Source organism: Microbulbifer regidiadema (SeqCode) (genome assembly GCF_052467605.1).
The window spans coordinates 671,564-690,141 of record NZ_CP174316.1 but is presented as its reverse complement, the minus strand read 5'-3'; the positions used below and the strand labels follow the sequence as shown (position 1 = coordinate 690,141).

Annotated in this window: 6 protein-coding genes; 2 read left to right on the top strand and 4 right to left on the bottom strand. The window is 52.9% G+C overall.

Features of this window, described 5'->3' with window-relative positions; translation table 11 throughout:
- Positions 1–480: 480 nt before the first annotated feature.
- The 3 genes from ACJJIF_RS03805 to ACJJIF_RS03795 form a co-directional block, all read right to left on the bottom strand.
- A complete protein-coding gene (locus ACJJIF_RS03805) occupies positions 481–1,038 on the bottom strand; it encodes a hypothetical protein (protein ID WP_444930918.1) in 558 nt (185 codons plus the stop codon).
- 344 nt (positions 1,039–1,382) lie between these two features.
- Positions 1,383–1,712: an antibiotic biosynthesis monooxygenase family protein gene (locus tag ACJJIF_RS03800; RefSeq protein WP_444930917.1), complete on the bottom strand. Its 330-nt coding sequence runs from the start codon at positions 1,710–1,712 to the stop codon at positions 1,383–1,385.
- Positions 1,713–1,933: 221 nt separating this feature from the next.
- A complete protein-coding gene (locus tag ACJJIF_RS03795; protein ID WP_444930916.1) occupies positions 1,934–2,275 on the bottom strand; it encodes a DUF5713 family protein in 342 nt (113 codons plus the stop codon).
- 1,029 nt (positions 2,276–3,304) lie between these two features.
- On the opposite strand from ACJJIF_RS03795, the gene ACJJIF_RS03790 reads away from it, so the two are divergent.
- Positions 3,305–4,051 carry a TIGR02466 family protein gene (locus ACJJIF_RS03790; RefSeq protein ID WP_444930915.1) on the top strand — a complete coding sequence of 249 codons (747 nt, stop codon included), beginning with the start codon at positions 3,305–3,307 and terminating at the stop codon, positions 4,049–4,051.
- Positions 4,048–5,403, top strand: coding sequence for a 2OG-Fe(II) oxygenase (locus ACJJIF_RS03785; protein ID WP_444930914.1), 1,356 nt, complete (start codon positions 4,048–4,050; stop codon positions 5,401–5,403). The genes ACJJIF_RS03790 and ACJJIF_RS03785 overlap by 4 nt, the downstream gene beginning before the upstream one ends.
- Before the next feature lie 55 nt (positions 5,404–5,458).
- Here the strand turns inward: ACJJIF_RS03785 and ACJJIF_RS03780 are convergent, their stop codons facing one another.
- Complete coding sequence (locus ACJJIF_RS03780) at positions 5,459–18,535, bottom strand: SDR family NAD(P)-dependent oxidoreductase (RefSeq protein WP_444930913.1); 13,077 nt, start codon at positions 18,533–18,535, stop codon at positions 5,459–5,461.
- Between the last annotated feature and the right edge of the window lie 43 nt (positions 18,536–18,578).

Sequence of the window (18,578 nt, the reverse complement as noted above, 5' to 3'; positions counted from 1 at the left end):
CTACCCTACCCATTCCTTTGGGAGTTACCTTGGGTCTCACAAGTTCTCATTACATCTCTGTATGCATGCCACGGCTTAAGAACTCCGCTAGGTCTCCACAATCTTGCCATTCAGGTAGCGAAAACAAATTCACTCCTGAGTCGATTGCTTTGTATGGACTTCGACCGCGTTACAAGCCTCGTCACCTAGAATTTGCATTTCGAAACGATACCAGCACTTCAGGAGCGCGCACTCCCTATGGCCTACATATTTCTCTGTCTACGCTTCACGTTGATTGTTCGCTCGTGCATCCTGCCTCTCAAATACTCCTAATTTAAAGCTCCGCACAACGCGCAAGACTCGATACTGGTGAGTGGCTAACTCTTACCAGGCTGGGACTTTCACCCAGCAAGATGCAACAAGCTTCGCTTGTCGCACTAGCGCCCGCATTTGCGGCTGGTTTGGAGCGCAGCGGAAAACCAGTCCGACAACATGCGTTTGTTAGGGCGATTCATTGCATGGCGCTAAAAAATTAGGATTAATGCCTGGAAAAGCTCGAGCGATACCATCGACCCAATAAGGCTTACCGTGCGCATAGCTAAATGAAGGTAGCTCAACTTCGATGCGACCTTCATTAATTAAGATATTGCCACGTACAACCCAGTACCTTCCGTCTGTACCCCAACCATGATGTACTAGCTTGTCTATATAAATCTTTGACCCGACTGCCAGTGGAAATAGCATCGATCGCTGCTTTTCAAAAGCTAGACGATCAAATAGTTGCCTATCAATAGATACTCGATTTTTTAGATAATCACCCCAGTTAGATGGGAAACCACCCATTCCTTGTGCTTGGATACCATTGCATAGCTCACTATTATTATTGAATCCTGTGAGGTCAGCACAACGCCCTTCAAAAACGAAAGCAGGTTGTTTTAACTCATAGCATTGACCGACTATATGTGAGTATTGAACATCTTTACTCAGATCAGCAGATGGTATGGTACATCCAGAAAACAAGAAAATACTGAAAAATATGTATATTGCTCGATACACCATCTGTTCATAGCCCTAACGCCTCAATAACCGGCAGCTGGAACGTAGCGAAGCGCAGTGTAAGCTGTCCGGCGCTGAAGGCGCGTAGTTAATTGACTTGGTACGCCCAGCATGGGCGTGAACTAATGGGGTGAAAGTCCCCTGTAGGAGGATCACCGTTTAATGGTCTCCATTAAATGCTAACTACTAGCAAATGGCAACTGCAAGACCGTGAGGTCTTGTGGGGAGGAAGCCGCTAGCAAAGCTACGAGCTGACGAACAGAAACATCATATAAGGCTTAGCCTGGAGGCGAGGTAGCCAAGGACACCGAAGCCGGGTGATCTATCCTTATTCGTTATGCATTTAGCTAGCCAATCACTGTATATTGACCTGGGGATACCTTGATAGGTTTAGGAAACCCCTTACCCAAAACTTTGAACCCATCGGCATTCAAACCTTCGCTATTATTGAAGCCTAGATTTACCACTTTTTCAAAGTGGCCGTACGACTCCCAGACTACGGTATTGATATATTTTATCGATCCGTCCTCTTCCCTATTTATGGACTTGAAGAATGTCGAACTTACAAAGCCGTCCTGCTTGCTAAAATAGGAAACGTATTCATTTCTGATTCTCTCAGCCGTTTCTTCCATTCCACTTGGAACAGTGATCGTATTAACTACGTGAACTTGATCCATTTTCTTTTATCCAGCGATGCATAACAGTGTACTCAAAAGCAGCTGCATTATATCTTATTATTTTGCCACTTTCGATCACAGGCATAAACCACTCGAAATCAAAAAACTAACGCCCCATATTAGTGTGGATATGCACACTTGCTTTTGATCTTCGATATTAACAATGTGATGAGCCAGCACCTGCTCAAGCTCCATAGTTCCAATTGGTTTTACCTGTTATTTCACCAATCACGTGGGGCTATCAACTCTTCTAGATCGACTTCAAATCCGTAAGCTTCTGCAACCTTTCCGAAACTCACAGCTATAGAATCGCGAGCTACGGTTTCTATTTCACTTCCTTCTTCTTCAAAGTCACTCTGTAAGTCATTTATTTTTTCGGTAGCACGGTGAGTAATCACATATAGTTCTTCTTCATTCTTGGGGTTGCCAGACTCAATCTTGCGGCAAATCTCAATCAGAACCCCCTTGACACGATCAACGAGGTGGTTTGGGAACCATCCATCTCGATACATCTCTTTAAGCAGATTTAATTGCTCAACTTCTTCCTCTGAAAGCCTTTTCATTTATCTTCTCCTTCGCATAACAGTATATTCAAAAGCAGCTGCATATATCACCTGTTAACATATCTCAGGAACAGGAAATCAAAAAATACATATAAATCAAGCAGTTAACCAACTCTAGCATAAAAATACCCAGGTGGATATATGCACTTGCTTTTGACCTTCAATATTAACCATCTAGAAAACAGCAAAAGAAAACGTCATAGATGATATTCGCCCTAAGCTACCCCCAAATCAGAGTGTTTTCTGGATATTTTTTATCAGCACACTCACAGATAGGTACCATCGAACCAGATGGCGCTGAATAATATCCGCTGGTACATGGAGTAGACTTCCCTCATTAACGCCCTACTTGTCAATATTTTGCGTTATCGCAGACGTGACCTTATTAATGGAGAGGAGCTCGGCGGTGCTGTTAGTCTAACAGCCGGATTTACCACCCGCAGTCCCACAACAGCCATGCTGTCCATCTGAGTGACAGGGTTGAGCGCGACCTCCGCGCCCCCACCTATCACATTCAATACAAGTGAGCCCAATAGACAGCCGCAACCACCATCACTACAAGCTACTTCAGGCCACCACCTCCACCTGTATCCACTAAGCGAAAGGTGTCACTGTAGTTGCTATGGGGACATTGGGAGAAACAAATACGCAAAGAGGAACTTCTTATTTAAATTTTCTAAGAAACGGCCTTGCTGGAGCTGTACGGAATAGTCTCCAATAAACAACCGCACTGAAACGCATCTAAATAAACAATGCTTTCATTGAGTTCTATTCGCTGTGATTTTTATTCTGCTGCAACCTTAGGCATTCGGCACAACAGTAGCTGCTTAGAAATTTATCCTTGTTATTCCGCCCTTATAATTTCCTATCGAATTATAAGGGCATCGTTTAATACGGATTCAGCAACACAACCGTTTTTTGTATTGGCTGGAAGAATAAGCTGGTTTATAGTTTTGGTTGTAGTAGCGGTATTTTTTGTTTCAATCTAATTTAGCTGGATAAAACAATAATAAATATAGGGTGCGACTAATGGCGATTGACGTCTGGTTCCCACTGGCGATTTACTACACTGACCTCACAAACCATTCAGAATATAAAAACGCTTTTCTAGACAGAATTCACACGCTGCGTGAACAATCGGGCAAGCAGCGCACTACGGAGAGCGCCAGCTGGACCGGCGACGTCCACAGGATAGACCAGATTCACAATGACCCGGCCTTCGCCTGGGTGACTGAACAGGTTGAACTTCACTCCTTGATCTATCTGAAAACTCTGGGCCACGATTTAAGCAAAATCGACATTTATATTCAGCGCTCCTGGCCCATTATTGCCACCAAGGGGCAGTATGTTGCCCGCCACGCTCACCATACCGCTAACCTCAGCGCCGTCTATTACATCTCTATACCCACAGAGGGTTATGCTGGGCAAACCCGCTTTTTTAATGAAACACGACAAAACGAACTGTCTAGTGGTATCGGCTCCAATATGACAGAGGGTTACAGCGAATTTAACCCGCTGAATTTCCAGCAGGCCAACTATGACCCCGTTGAAGGGCGGCTGCTGTTATTTCCTTCCAAGCAGATGCATGATGTTGCGGCCAATGAAACTGATGAAGAACGAGTCACCCTCTCTTTCGACCTGGTCCTGACCGCTAAAAATAGTGAAAACTGTGCCACCCCCGAATTCCTGATGCCCTCACCTGAGCACTGGAAAAGAGTCACCCAAATTTTGCCGGAAACTGACACTGAAACGGCTCTCGCCGGCTTAAACACATGATGGAACTAACTACCACCACCCGGTGCTATCAACCAACCGATAACTACACGCTGGTAAACCATCGCGGACACTGTCTCTGGCAAACCCAGCTCTTTGAGCACTGCTCCAGCCCAGCCGCTTGGCGACAGTATCAAGAGGCCCTAGGCCATTACCTGCCAGAAGATGGTTACCGGGATTTTACCGGTACGGTACAGTTGTGGTACGGCCTGGAGCAATGGCAGGGTTTTCTGGATTCAGTGGACAGGGTCTATTGCCACCTGAGGAATAATGATATTCCCATCAATGACTCAGCCATTGGCAATCTGGTACTTCAAGTGCGCGACGAGCACAGCGAAACCCCCTTCTTACGGGGGAAATCCGCTCTATGTGTCTATTTGAGATTGGATTTCGAGGCCGAGAAACCCTGCCAGTTAGAGTTTGATACTGGTGAAACGGCCCACCTAGCGGGAGGGACGCTGATCATCGCCAGCGGATATCGTCGCCACCGCCTTTCCGGCCAGGGCCATATTCTCCACTTTCAGCTGACTTTACCGGCACTGGCACGCCCTGAAGCGCTGATTACCCCGGAATTGCGCCAGCCGGATATCAGTGATGAAGTTGCCTTTGCCGCCGCAACCGCCCTGCCGCTGAATAAAGCCTTACCGTCGCCGACTGCGATTCTGGACAAACTGACCTGGCTACAGCGGCGAGCCTATCGGAGCCATCGCAATGGTCAAAGTCCATCAGTAAAACGCTTTTTACTCAACAATGCAGACCCAGCTTCAGCGACAGCTGAAGAGCTGGAACAAATTCGCAGCTATGGCACTAACAATAGCGCTCATGGAAACAGCCCTGTGGTTGTGGTTGACAACCTGCCCGTATTGACAGCGGATCAATGTACGGTATTGCGCAGGCATATTTGCGAGCATATTACTTCTGTCGTCCCGGACTCCGTCGACGACCAGCCCGAGTATCAAGTCAATATCACCTTGGAGCAACTGGCCGAACTACTCGACCAGTGCACCGTCGATAAGTTACTCGCCCTGCCGGATATACTCCACCAACATGCAGACCTGAACGGAGAGGAAGGCAACAGACAGACAACAATATTCCTCAGGATTTACTCACCCGACACCCGCCCCTATATCACCTTTCACTCCGATATCTGCCGCTATACCGCAGTACTGGCCCTGAATGATGAAAGTGAATTCCAGGGGGGCCGCTTTGTCATGTTGGGGGATAACCAATTGCAGACAGTGCCATGGCACTCGGGCAATGCCCTGCTCCACGCCGGCAATCTGGTTCACGGTGTGAGTCGGCTAACCGAAGGGGTGCGCTATTCGCTGGTGCTGTTTTACAGTGTTGCCCCATAGTCACTAGGGATGGGCGCCACTAACAGTGCCGGTAAGGCTGTGGTTTTTATGATTTTTAATTTCCTTCAATCTCGCCACCGACCTGCCCGATAAATTCGGATAGCTGGGCGATAGTCGGGTATTTATACAAGGTGAGTACCGACATATCCTGCCCCAGCTGTTGTTTGATCTGATTAATAATCTGCACTATCAGGAATGAGTTGGCATTCAGTTCAAAGAAATCATCGTGGATGCCGATTTTCTCAACACCCAGCCGCTCTTGCAGTATCTCGCACAACCTGATTTCCAGCGGGGTTTCGGCCCCGACAAAGGGGGTGGCCAGGTTCGGGCGGGCATAGCGCTTGATCGCCGCACTTTCCAACCCGGAAAGCTCGATCCACTGCTGCCTTCTTGTGGGCAGATCCCCTGTTGAATGGACCAGCACCTCGGTATCGCCGGCAGCAAGCGCCCGCTCAAACGCCAAAACAGCCTGCGCTGGGGTCATAAAGTAGTCGTCTTGTGCCACAGTAACAGGGCTACCCACTTGGGAAGCACTTTCTGTCTGCCAACCATCCCAGTTAACGCTGATCCAGGGGCTGAGCTGAGCCTGATTCTGTTCACGGACAAAAGCATCCATAAACTGATTGCCGGCGATATAGGCCGCGTGCCCCAGCCCGCCCAAGACATTGGAGATGGAGGACATGCACAGCACAAAGTCCACCGGTTTATCTGCCAAAACCGAAGCCAGAGCCTGAATTCCTTTTATCTTCGGCCACCACTGCTGTCGACAACCATCCGGATCGGTATTTACTACCGGTGAAAGCCACTCCATGCCCACCAGCCCGGCAGCATGAATCACGCCGTCGAGTGAACCGAAGTGTTCCTCCACCGTTATAATTGCAGACTTAAGGGCGCCCTCGTCGCCACAATCAGCAGCCAGGGCAATAAAGTCAGCCCCCATAACATCAAGCTGGGCGGTTTTATCTGCTGAAGGTTGCCTGGAGATCAAAGCCAATTTAGCCTGATACTCCCGCGCCAAATATTCTGCCAGGATCAATCCCACCCCACCCAGACCACCGGTAATCAGATAAACCCCTCCACGTTTCAATCGACTGGGAGCAAAGCATTCCGCCGGCATTGGCTCATAGCCCTCGGCCCAGCGCTGGTTACCCCGATAGGCCACTCTGGGTTTATCCCGGCTCTCATCCCCCAGCTCGCTCAGTAACTGCCGATTGATCAGTTGATAACCGCGCGCTGTAGTCATCGGGTTTATATCGATATGGCGACAGAGGATGTGCGGGTGCTCCTGTGGCAGTACCAAGGGCAACGCCAATATTGCAGTTTTTTCACACTGCACATCGGTCTCTCCGGCAACCTGCTGACTCCGATCGGATACCATCAGCCACTGAATTTTGCGCACCCCCGGGTGGACGGCCAGCACCCGGCTTAAATATATATTGCTGAAGAAGCCCCAATTCAGCGCTGATTGCCGCTCTAAAGGCAGGTGACCTGTCACTGTCCAAAGGTGCACCACATGTAACTCAACGGCCTCCAGTTCAGGCAGCGCCTGGAGCAGTTGCCGATAATCATCAGGGTTAGCCGGGTTGAGCACAAAGCGCAGCTCATCTATTTGGGAGAAAGCCTCCCCCCGACTCACCTGTACAACGAATTGGCCAGCGGCAATTAGCGAGTCGGCCAGTCTCTGCCCCACACCCAAGTCATCGACAAACAGCAATATCCGCTGTGGCTCCGGACCGATATGCGCACTTGTGGGCCGAGCTGGCGATGGCTGCCAAACAGGCTGATAGAACCACTGATCTATATCATCGATCATACCCTCTGAGTGGTGCTGACGACTGTCTGCCCGTGTTATTTCAGGTGGACTGAACAACTGCCGCTCGAAGGCATACAGTGGCAGTGGCAAGCGCAATCGACGCTCATTGGAATAATGGGCGGACCAGTCCGATAGCCCCCCATAAAGCCACAACTGCCCGAGACCGTTAAGCAAATAGGTAGTGTCATCTACCCGCTCATACTTAGTGCCGACCAGGTTCACCGCTTGCTGTGTTGAGGCTGTGGTAAGTTTCGAGCGCAGTAATACACTTAAGTCATTGCCTGGACCGACTTCCAACATAACGCCATCGCTGGTGGCGAGCAGGCTATCCAGGCAGTCTTCGAATTTGACCGTCTGCAACAGGTGCTGACACCAGAAAGCGCTGTCGGTGGCCTGCCCGGGCTCAACAATTCGGCCGGTCACGTTGCTGATATAGGGTATCCGGGGAGATCGCAGGTCAATTCGTTCGAGCGCCCGCTTGAACTCAGACTCTATGGCCTGCAATAGCGGGGAGTGGGCAAAGTGGGTCACGTCTACCGGGAAAGTAAAACAGCGTAACTGGCGCAGCTTTTGCTCCAGCTGCTCAATTTCACTTTTCAGGCCGGCAACAATACTGGTTCCAGGATTTTCTATGGCGATAGCCAGTGATCCAAATAACAGGGATTTGAGCTGTTCCCTGTCCAAGGAGGTGCTCAGCATGCGCCCCTCGGGCAGGGATTGCATAAGCCGCCCGCGGATATGTATCAGTTCCAGCCCCTGCCGCACGCTAAATACACCGGCGATGCAAGCTGCGGCATACTCGCCAAAACTGTACCCAACCATCAACTCCGGCACTATGCCTTTGCTAATCAGCATTCGGCTGAGAGCATATTCAAATATGAATAACAGTGGCTGGCTCACCCCGGTGTCGGTCAGGGTTTCCCTATTCTCATGATCGGGAAAAAGCACAACCTTTAGGTTATTGCCCGTTAAGTCCCGGTAGTCGTCAAAGCAGAGATCCATGATTTCGCGGAAGACCGGTTCCCGCTCATAGAGCCCGCGCCCCATATTAATGTACTGCCCCCCCTGCCCCGGGAACATAAACACCACTTGCCGCTTGTGCGCCGGACAGACACCACTCAGCACTCTGCCGGAGCGCTCTGAGCGCAGCTGCTCCAGCGCATCGCTGGCGCTGTTACAGACCAGGCTTCTGCGGTACTCAAATGCTTTTCTACCCAGCTGCAAGGTATAGGCAACATCCGCCATAGGAGCCGCTGGATTTTCATCCAGCCAGTTGCAAAAACGCTCTGTGGCCAGTGCCAGCGCCTGTTCTGATCTGGCCGACAGTGTGATCAGCCAGGGGCCAGCAGATGGCGTACCGGGCTGTATAGTCGGGCCTTGCTGCACAATAACATGCGCATTGGTGCCGCCAATTCCAAACGAGCTTACCCCCGCAATTTTCCTGTCCCCAGAACCGGGCCAGGGCTGTAACTCGCTATTAATCGTGAAGGGTGAACTTTCAAAATCAATGCTGGGGTTGGGGGTATCGAAATGCAGGGTTGCTGGCAGTTGGCGGTGCTTGAGTGCCAGCACAGTTTTAATCAGGCCCGCCGCACCAGAGGCACTGTTGCTGTGGCCGATATTGGTTTTTACCGCCCCAAGAACACATTTTTCCCGGGACTGGCTAAAAACGCTTTGCAAGGCTTCAACTTCAATCACATCCCCAAGGGCAGTCGCTGAGCCGTGAGTTTCGATATAGCCGACTTGTTCGGGACCGATCCCGGCAGCATTCATCGCAGAGCGGATCACATCCGCCTGCCCGGCCACACTCACGGCGGTATAGCCCAGTTTTCTGTCGCCATCGTTATTTAGTGCCGAGCCTTTGATCACCGCGTGTACGCTATCGCCATCCGCCAGTGCCTGCGACAGTTTTTTCACCACCACAACACCCACACCGTCACTGAACACCGAGCCACTGGCACAGGCATCAAAGCTGCGGTGATAGCCGTCCCCTGACAGAATCATCCCCTGCTCGTGCAGGTAACCGGTTTTTTGTGACAGCCATACCGATACACCACCCGCCAGGGCCATATCACACTCGCCCTGAAGCACGCTTTTACAGGCCATATGGACGGCCACCAGAGCGGTCGAACAAGCCGTAAAAAGGCTCAGGGTAGTGCCGGTTAAATTGAGTTTGTAGGCAATTCGCGAGGGGGAGAAATCTTTCTCGTAAAGCTGAACCCGGGCGTATTGATCAGAGGGTTTATCGGTTTCCATCACGGATGGCGTTGAGAGGTGTTCCCAGTACGGGTGTGGCCCGCCCCCGGCAAAAAAGCTAATTTTGCCGGGGTAATCTTGCGGGTTATAGCCGGCGTGCTCTAGTGCGTGCCAGGTACACTCATGCAACACCCTGGCCTGAGGGTCCATGGCTTCGGCTTCCCTGGGCGTATACCCGAAAAATTCCGCATCAAATGCCATGGCGTTTTCCAGCACACCGCGAGCCGCAACAAATGAAGGGTGATCAACTAACGAACCTGGCAGACCCGCTTCCAGCAGTTCTTCCCGGCCATATCGAGTCACAGAGTCGATACCGTCACGCAGGTTTTGCCAGAACTGCTCGATATTATCGGCACCGGGGAATTGCCCGGCCATGCCAATAATCGCCACATCATTTTCCCGCACTTCTAGCGGCTGTTGCGATACTACGCTTGGCGAGACCTTTCCAGCACTCTCTTTTGCAACTTCGCTGTTACCGGTTAAATAGCCCGCGAGCGACTGAATACTGGTGTAGGTTAGAAATTTGGCCAGGGGAACGGTTGTCGCGAACTGCCGGTTAACGAGTAAATTCAGCTGCACCAAATCTACCGAGCTGGCGCCAAGATCGAAGAAATTGTCGCAGACACTGATCTCGGCAAAACCAAAGTAATCGGCAAAAATCTCTGCCAGACGTTTTTCCAGCGCTCCCTGCGGGGCGATAAAAGGTGTCGCCAGACGATCGCGGCAAAGCGCTCCGGCAAAGCCCCCCTGGTGGCAGTGTGGCTTCAGCCTGGCCCATTGAGCCAGCTGTTCGGGCAAGTTACTCCCGGCCACCGCCAGCTGGGAGGGCACGGAGTGCTCAACAATACGCCTGAAGATGTCAAAGCCCTGCGCAGGCGTCAGCCCAATACTCCCCGTCACCTTGCGGAGGTAGGGGTTTTGACTGCTCCCGGGTGTCTCCCAGCGATCCCAGTTAACGCTAATCCAACGCTGATCGGAATTCGCCGCCACACTGTCCATATATTGATTTGCCGCCGCATAGGCGGCCAGCCCAAGCCCGCCAAGAGTGGCGGACAGGGAGGACATTAACAAACAAAAATCCAGTGAGCGGTCGGCGAACAGCTTGCCCAGCAATCGAGTCCCATGAACCTTGGCCTCAAAGTGCCGGGCGATGAAATCCGTATTTATCTCGGCCACCGGGCAGGCGGAATGCTCATCCGCCCAGCCAGCACAGTGAATTACCCCATGGATAACCCCAAACCTCTCCTCCGCCGCCTCAATCACTTGTCGCATCTGCCGTTCATCGGAACAGGAGGCGGCAAAGCAGAGCACATCGGCCCCCAGCGCCTTAACCCGGTCTTCGTCGTCACTGCCACGGCGCCCGAGCAGCACCAGCCTGGCTTGATATTGCCTGGCAAGCCCCTCGGCCAGAGCCAGGCCCACCTTGCCGAAGCCACCGGTAATAAGGTAGACGCCCCTCTTGCGCAGCCCCTGAGCCCTAGTCCTGTCAGTGAATAGCGCCCACTGTCGCTGCCAACACTGCCCTTCTCTCCATGCATAAATAACTTCATCACCGCTGTGGGACAGCGCCCGCGCCAGCACTGAGCCCGCAGCCTGCGTCAATTCCCGCCGATCAAAGTCCAGCAACTGACAGCTGATATTTCGGTACTCCTGATTGATCACCAGTGCCAGTCCCGCCAGCACCGTGTCCTCAGGTTGAACCTGTTCACCGGGGCGCACCGCATACAGGTTTTGGCTCAACAGGGTCAAACGTACCTGCGAGCCGTCCGCAAGTTGCTTGAGCAGAGCCACCACCCCCAGCATCCTGGCCGACATATCTGCCACTTGCGCACAACAATAAACAATATGGGCTATGGGTTCGGATGCCGAGGAAAGTGAGCCGAGCTCTTCGATAGAGCAGTAGCTTCCATAACCGTCTTCAGTCAGCTCCCGAGCCAACGCACGGTTATCGCCGACAATCAGTAACGTCTCCGGTAGATTCTGCTCAGGCAGATTTACGCGAGCCCAGCTTGGCTGATAGAGACAACTGTGCAGAGCTGGGGCTTCCGGCTGTGGCGGTTGCTGTGCGGAACAGGACAAACGGGCAAAAGAATAAGTGGGGAGCGGTAAAAAGCGGCGCAATTTCCCATCCAATAGATTCACTCTGATCGGTCTATTGCACTGCTGCTGGTATCGGTCCAAACACTGCTGTATGGGTTCAGCAGCGCCGTAAAAGATCGATACCCTGTCGCCCTTCCCTGAGATATGACACTGCCCATCCGACATATCAACACTAGCCGCAGGCGATTGCGCCAATAGATCTAGCGCCTCTTCCACACTGTCACAGATAAGCAGCCGCCGATAGTTAAACAGGCTCCGTCCAACCTGTAGGGTATAGGCGACATCAGCCAGGTTAACCCCGGGGTTTTGCGTGAAAAAGTTGGCGAGCTTGTCGACGCTGCCCTGCAAGGACTCAGCCGATTTCGCACTCAGCACAAGCAGGTGCGGTCCGCTACAGGGGCTGCTTTCAGTTTCAGGCGCCTGCTCCAGTATCAGGTGCGCATTGGTTCCGCCAATGCCAAACGAACTGACCCCGGCGCGGCGCTTTGCAAAGATTTCCGGCCAGGGTGTTAACTGCTGGCAAACAGTAAAAGGGCTATCACGGAAATCGAATTTAGTGGTGGGGTGATGAGCATGGAGGCTGGCGGGGATTTCTCCGTGACGGACAGCTAGAACGGTCTTGATCAGGCCGGCGATGCCCGAGGCAGTATTCAAGTGCCCCAGGTTGCTCTTAACGCTGCCAATATAACAGTACTGTTTGCGCTCAGTGGCAAAAGCCGCTTTCAGAGCCTCCAGCTCAATGGGGTCGCCCATAGACGTAGCGCTACCATGACCCTCCACATAGCCAATGGTGTCCGCAGAAACCGCCGCAGCCTTTTGCGCCATGCGAATAACCCTGGCCTGACCTGAGGCACTGGGCGCGGTATAACCCACTTTGCTGGCCCCATCATTATTGATGGCGCTGCCTTTGATTACGGCAACGATATTGTCACCGCTCTTTACGGCGCATCGCAAAGGTTTGAGCAACACGGCTCCGACACCGTCACCAAAACAGGAGCCGCTGGCTCCATTATCAAATGAGCGACAGTGACCGTCAGGTGAGAAAATCATCCCCTCCCGATAGAGATACCCACTTTGAAATGGCAACTCAACCGAGACGCCGCCGGCCACCGCCATATCGCACTCGCCGGCCAATAAACTCCGACAGGCCTGATGAACCGTAACCAAAGAGGTAGAGCAGCCGGTAAACTGCTGGGAAACCGGACCATTAAAGTTGAGCTTATGGGCCACTCTGGAAGCGAGAAATTCTTTGTGGCTGAGCAAGGTGGCTTCAAACTGCCCCAGAGTTGCCCCCTGGGAAGAATCCATCGCAGTCTTTTCCCAGGCAATATTGTGCGATGCACCAAAAAACAGGCCCACGGTCTGTTCGTGACTGTCCGGTGGATAGCCGCCGGCTTCCAATGCCTGCCAGATACATTCGTAACTCAAGCGCAATTGGGGAGAGCAAATCTGGGCCTCCCGAGGTGACAAACCAAAAAACTCGTAGTCAAAACGATCCAGATCGCGAACAACCCCCTTGGCCCGAACATAATGGGGGTCGGCCAGGGTCTCAGCATCAACTCCCGCGCTTAATAATTCATCCTCACTGAAAAAATGGATCGACTCCCGGCCCCCCTTAAGGTTCTGCCAGAACTCGTCAACATCCTTCGCCCCCGGGAAGCGGCAGGCCATACCAATAATGGCAATATCATCGCTGCCACTCTCTAAAGCCGGCATTGCAGCGGGCGGCGATACAACCTCTACAACGCTGCGCGCCAGATAGCCGGAATAGCTGTCAATGGTCGGATTGGCATAAAGAGCGGTCAGCGCCAGGGGGCGATTCAATCGCCGGCTCAGCTGCTGGTTCAGTTGGAACAGGTCCAGCGACTTCAGGCCAAGCTCAAAAAAGTTATCATAAATACCGACGTCAGCTATACCGACATACTGCTCGATCAGCGCAATGAGTAGCGCCTGATTCTCCGATTGCGCCGGGGCATAGGCTACCGACAAATTTGGCCTCGATTTCAGTGCAGCGGGCATAAACCCGGCCTGCTCAGGAATCTGCTCGATACGGTTTTGGCGCTCTGCAAACTCGGTGGCACAGACGATGACCTGCGCTTGCGACTGCCCCAGCGCCCAGGTCAGCGCCCTAATTCCCTGGGCCGGGCTGAGCCCCTCCTCCCCCATCAGAGAGGTCATAGAAGCCCGGGCAAAACTCGAATGGGCCAGGTTCAACCAGTGATCCCAGTTCACCGTGCGAACCCGGCACGGGAGTTTGTGGTGATGGGCAAACTCATCGAGGAAAGCATTGGCCGCACTATAGGCGGATTGCCCAGGAACATTTAACAGAGAGGCCACTGACGAACAGAGCAACAGAAAATCGCAGTTATGCCTGCACAGCAGTTCCGCCAATACCAGAGTGCCTTTAACTTTCGAATCAAATATCCGGGTATTCTGCTCCCGCTGGTCGGAGAGTATCAGCCCCCCGCCCGGTATCCCGGCACAGTGAATAGCCCCATCAATATGCCCAAATAACTCCTGGCCTTCGTTGAATATATCGGACATGGCCGCCGAGTTGGACACATCAGCCGTACGATAACTGACCCGACTGCCCAGGGATTGCAACTGTTTAATCTGGGACAGTTTGCCCGGCTGATCCGAGTCCAGGGCTGTCAGTCCAACAAGTATCAGATTGGCCTGAACTGTCTCGGCCAAATACTTGGCCAGAGCAAAACCGATACCGCCCAGGCCGCCGGTAATAACATAAGTCCCCAACCTCCTGAATCGATAGGAATCGTGAATATCGCTGGCTACTGGCTGGTACCTTGGCGCCAGGCGTCGCGATCCCTGTAGTTCAATAACATTCTCAGTCGGGTCTATAGCGGTGCTTAATTCCCGCACGAGCTGTTCAACCAGCAGGCAGCGCTCCTCTACACTGCCCTGTGGCCAGGTCACAGTTATAAGCGCACCGAAAATACTGCCCGTTTCACCCTGTATGGCCTTGAGTGGCCCAACAGCAGCGGCCTTGGAGAGGGTCGATCCGGCGCGGGCCAATACCCGGACATAACACCGCCGGGTATCCATATGTCTCATCAAACTTCTGAGCAAAGCGCAAATATCGAGATAGCTTTTATAAAACTGATCTATTTCAGTTGTGCCCTGCACCCCCATATGGAGAACGGCGGCGGGCAGGCAGCCGTTACGCTTTAGGCTATCCAGCACCGAGTCGTAGTCACCGGGACTGTGGACTGACACCGGTATACCCCGGTCTTGCAGAGCCTTTTGCAGGCAGGCGGCTAAACCACTGTCATTTTCAATCAGCAAAACTCCCGAGCTGAGGTCGACAGGGCCCCCCCTAGGGACATCAGCGGGAACTAAGCGGGGAATATAACTGTAAAAGTCGGCAGGCAGCGGGCTAGAGGAAAAGCACTGCCTCTCGAAGGGATAGGTTGGCAGGGCAACGCGATAACCATCGCCCTGCAAAGCCAGTTTGCACCAGTCAATGGGTGCGCCCGCAAGCCATAACCGGCCCACCTCCTCCAAACTGGCGGACTCTTCTGTGCCAATACCCTCAAACGGCTCCAATACCTGGGCGCGTTCGCACACCTTGTCACCGGTAAGGTAGGCCAGCGCATCTTGCAGACCTGAACAGACAAAATACAACCGGCAGTCAAAATGGTGCCTGCCCACTTGGAGGGTATGGCAAATAGCCCCCAGAGCGGGCGCTTGAGTTTGTTTTAGATACTCAGCCAGTTCCCTACAGCGAATATCAAGGGCTTTATCAGACCTGGCCGAAAGTACAAAAAGATAATCTTGTTGGGCTTCTCCGGCTGCGCTTCTGGGCGCAGGCGCCTCAAGTACAGCATGCACATTGGTACCGCCAATACCAAACGAGCTGACCCCAGCCAGAGCTGGCAGATTTTTATCCCAGGGGGTCAGATGAGTATTGATATAAAAGGGCCCCTCAGCAAAGTTGATGCGGGGGTTCGGATTACCAAAGTGAAGGCTGGGAGGCAATTGCCGGTGTATCAGCATTTTGACAACTTTTATCAACCCCGCGATACCGGCAGCGCTATTCAAATGGCCAATATTGGCCTTGACCGAACCCAGGGCGCACTGCCGGGCGCCGGGCATCGCCTGGCGGAGCGCTTCAACCTCAATCACATCCCCCAGTGCGGTAGCGCTGCCGTGGGCTTCGATATAACCGATATCCTGTGGCTGGGCCCCCGCCATCTGCTGTGCGCTGGAGATTACATCGGCCTGCCCGGCCACAGAGGGCGCGGTGTAACCCACCTTGCCTTTGCCATCATTATTTATGGCAATGCCTTTTATCACCGCCAGGATATTATCCCGATCCAACAGGGCTTTTTGCAGCGGCTTTAACAGCACAATACCCGCGCCGTCACTGAACACACTGCCGCTGGCATCCCGATCAAAACTGCGGTTCTGCCCATCCTTCGAAAACAGCATGCCCTCCTCGTACCGATAACCGCGCCGCACTGGCAGCATAATAGATACACCGCCGGCCAGCGCCATATCACACTGGCCCGCAGTCAGCGCCTGGCAAGCCGTAGCGACAGTAGCCAGCGAGGTGGAACAGGCGGTGTAGAGACTGACACTAGGCCCGCAGAGGTTGAGTTTGTATGACAGGCGAGTACTGAGAAAATCCTTGTCGGTCAACGGGGTGTCGACAAAGGCCTCGGCATCATTATCCCGACGCCAGCGGGATTCCCAGGCCTCGCTGGGGGAGGCTCCGACATAGCAACCGATTCTGCCGCTAAAAGTGTGGGGGTCATAACCGGCATGCTCCAGAGCGGTCCAGGCACACTCGTGCATGATTCGGGCCTGTGGATCGAGCTTGTGGGCCTCTATCGGTGCGTAGTTGAAGAATTCTGCATCAAAATCCTCTGCGCCGGCCAGCACCCCCTTGGCCCTGACATAGTCCGGGTGCTCCAGCTGCTCCCTGGCGACCCCCGCCTCCAACAGCTCCGCCACACTGAAATGGCTGATACTGTCCACACCATCCGTGAGGTTCTGCCAGAACTTATCGATATTGCTGGCCCCGGGAAAGCGCCCGGCCATACCGATAATGGCGATATCACAGCCGGGTCCGGCGCTTTTCTGCTGCGCTTCCGCAGCCTCGCCGGATAAATACTGAGCTAACTTTCTCAGCGTGGGATAGGAGAACAGTGTACTGTCGCCTACAGCGGCCCCAAATCTTTGCTGCAAAAGAGTTTGGACTTCCAGTATCTGTCTGGAGTCAGCGCCCAAATCAAAGAAGTTTTCATCCAGTCCCGGCTTCTCAATCGATAGAACCTGCTCAAATATCTGCACCAGTTCGACCAATACGCTGCTGCCTGGGTTAAATTCCCCCGCTTCGAAGCGCTGCTGCAAAAGTACCCGCTGTATTTTTCCACTGCTTGTTTTGGGTAATCGGGCCAGGGGAACCACTGCGGCAAGGGAGATGCCCGCTTCCCGAACCATATGCCGCTCCAGGCGCTGTTTCAGCGATATAAATTCGTCCTCCCCCCCTTTGCAGCGGACGAAAGCAACCACGGTTTCATCACCGCTCCCCGCCGGGTCACAGCCGACAAAAGCAGTCTGCTCAACACCTGGCAGTGTTTCAGCGATAGCCTCCAGATCGTAGGGGTAGAGGTTCTGGCCGTTGACAATCAGCATCTCCCTGGATCGTCCAACCAGGGTCAGCCTGCCATCGAGCAAAAAACCAATATCGCCGGTATCGAGCCAGCCATCGTCAGTGAATGTCTCCACAGCTGCTATCCCCAGATAACCGGAAGAGACATTTTCGCCTTTAATTTGCACATACCCTACGGTGCCCGCCGGGCATTCAAGACTGTTATCGCCGACAATCCGGATACGACAATTCGCTACAGGCTCGCCCAGATCAACCAGCTCCATGCCCTCCTTATCCAGCTGGACTGATTGACCGACGCTCAGAGAGGCGCGGTCAATACGCCGGGTTATTAATGCTTCACCGGCGGGGGGAAATGCCACGGCCAGACTGGCCTCGGCTAAACCATAAACCGGGAACATGGCGGCGGGAGCCAGTCCCAGTGGAGATAACCTTGCGGTAAATTCCCGGCACACTCCCGCATTAACCGGCTCGGCACCATTAAAAATCAAGCGGATAGACGATAAATCTATGTCAACGGAGGGGTTGGGCTTGAAGTGTTTTAGCAGATGTTTCAAACCAAAATTGGGCGACGCCGTTAAAGTCGCCCCTGTGGAACTGATCGCATCAAGCCAGATAGCCGGTCGCCTGACAAACAGTTCCGGGTCGATAAGCACCTGGGACCATCCGTGTACCAGGGGCACCAGATGAAAGCCAATCAGGCCCATATCGTGGGTGAGCGGCAGCCAGCTGAGTGTCTTTTCAAACGGTTGCGCATTTAGGGCCAAGCCGATGGCTTGAATATTAGTGAGCAGATTCTGATGGCTCAGTACTATCCCTTTCGGGTTGCCTGTAGAGCCGGAAGAGAACTGGATAAATGCAGTTGTTTCGGCCGCAATTTCCGCCACTAGCGGTACACCGCTCCCCTGGTTTAGCGCCTCTATAATTAGTATGCGCTCAATAATGGGGTGATCAACGGGCAAAGCTGCGGTCAGTTTTTCCAGATACTCCCCATCCCCGATCAGCAGCGCCCCATCGAGCCGCGCAAAAATCCGCAATACTCTATTGCGACTGTCAGCATTTAATCCGACCGCCAGTGGCACGGGGATATATTGCCCAATCAGGCAGGCCCAGAAAGCCACCAGAAAGTCTCTCTGGTTACTCAGCTGCAAAATAACCGTTTGTCCTTTCGGAAGATTCCGGGCCTGAAGAGAAGCCAGGGTCCGGCAGGCCTCGACATATAATTGCCGATAACCAAAAGATTGTCGCTTATTGCCGGAAAAATAGAAGACGATCCCCTGGTCTTTTTGGGCCTGTTCAGACAAGTGGGCAATCAAGTTGACTTTTAGCATTCCATGCTTCATTTTTTTAGTCAGGCCCTTGGAACAACACTAA

Bases quoted from the DNA above. Each gene is read 5' to 3' on its own strand.
- ACJJIF_RS03805 (WP_444930918.1), bottom strand. From the start codon at position 1,038: ATGGTGTATCGAGCAATATACATATTTTTCAGTATTTTCTTGTTTTCT.
- ACJJIF_RS03800 (WP_444930917.1), bottom strand. From the start codon at position 1,712: ATGGATCAAGTTCACGTAGTTAATACGATCACTGTTCCAAGTGGAATG.
- ACJJIF_RS03795 (WP_444930916.1), bottom strand. From the start codon at position 2,275: ATGAAAAGGCTTTCAGAGGAAGAAGTTGAGCAATTAAATCTGCTTAAA.
- ACJJIF_RS03790 (WP_444930915.1), top strand. From the start codon at position 3,305: ATGGCGATTGACGTCTGGTTCCCACTGGCGATTTACTACACTGACCTC.
- ACJJIF_RS03785 (WP_444930914.1), top strand. From the start codon at position 4,048: ATGATGGAACTAACTACCACCACCCGGTGCTATCAACCAACCGATAAC.
- ACJJIF_RS03780 (WP_444930913.1), bottom strand. From the start codon at position 18,535: ATGCTAAAAGTCAACTTGATTGCCCACTTGTCTGAACAGGCCCAAAAA.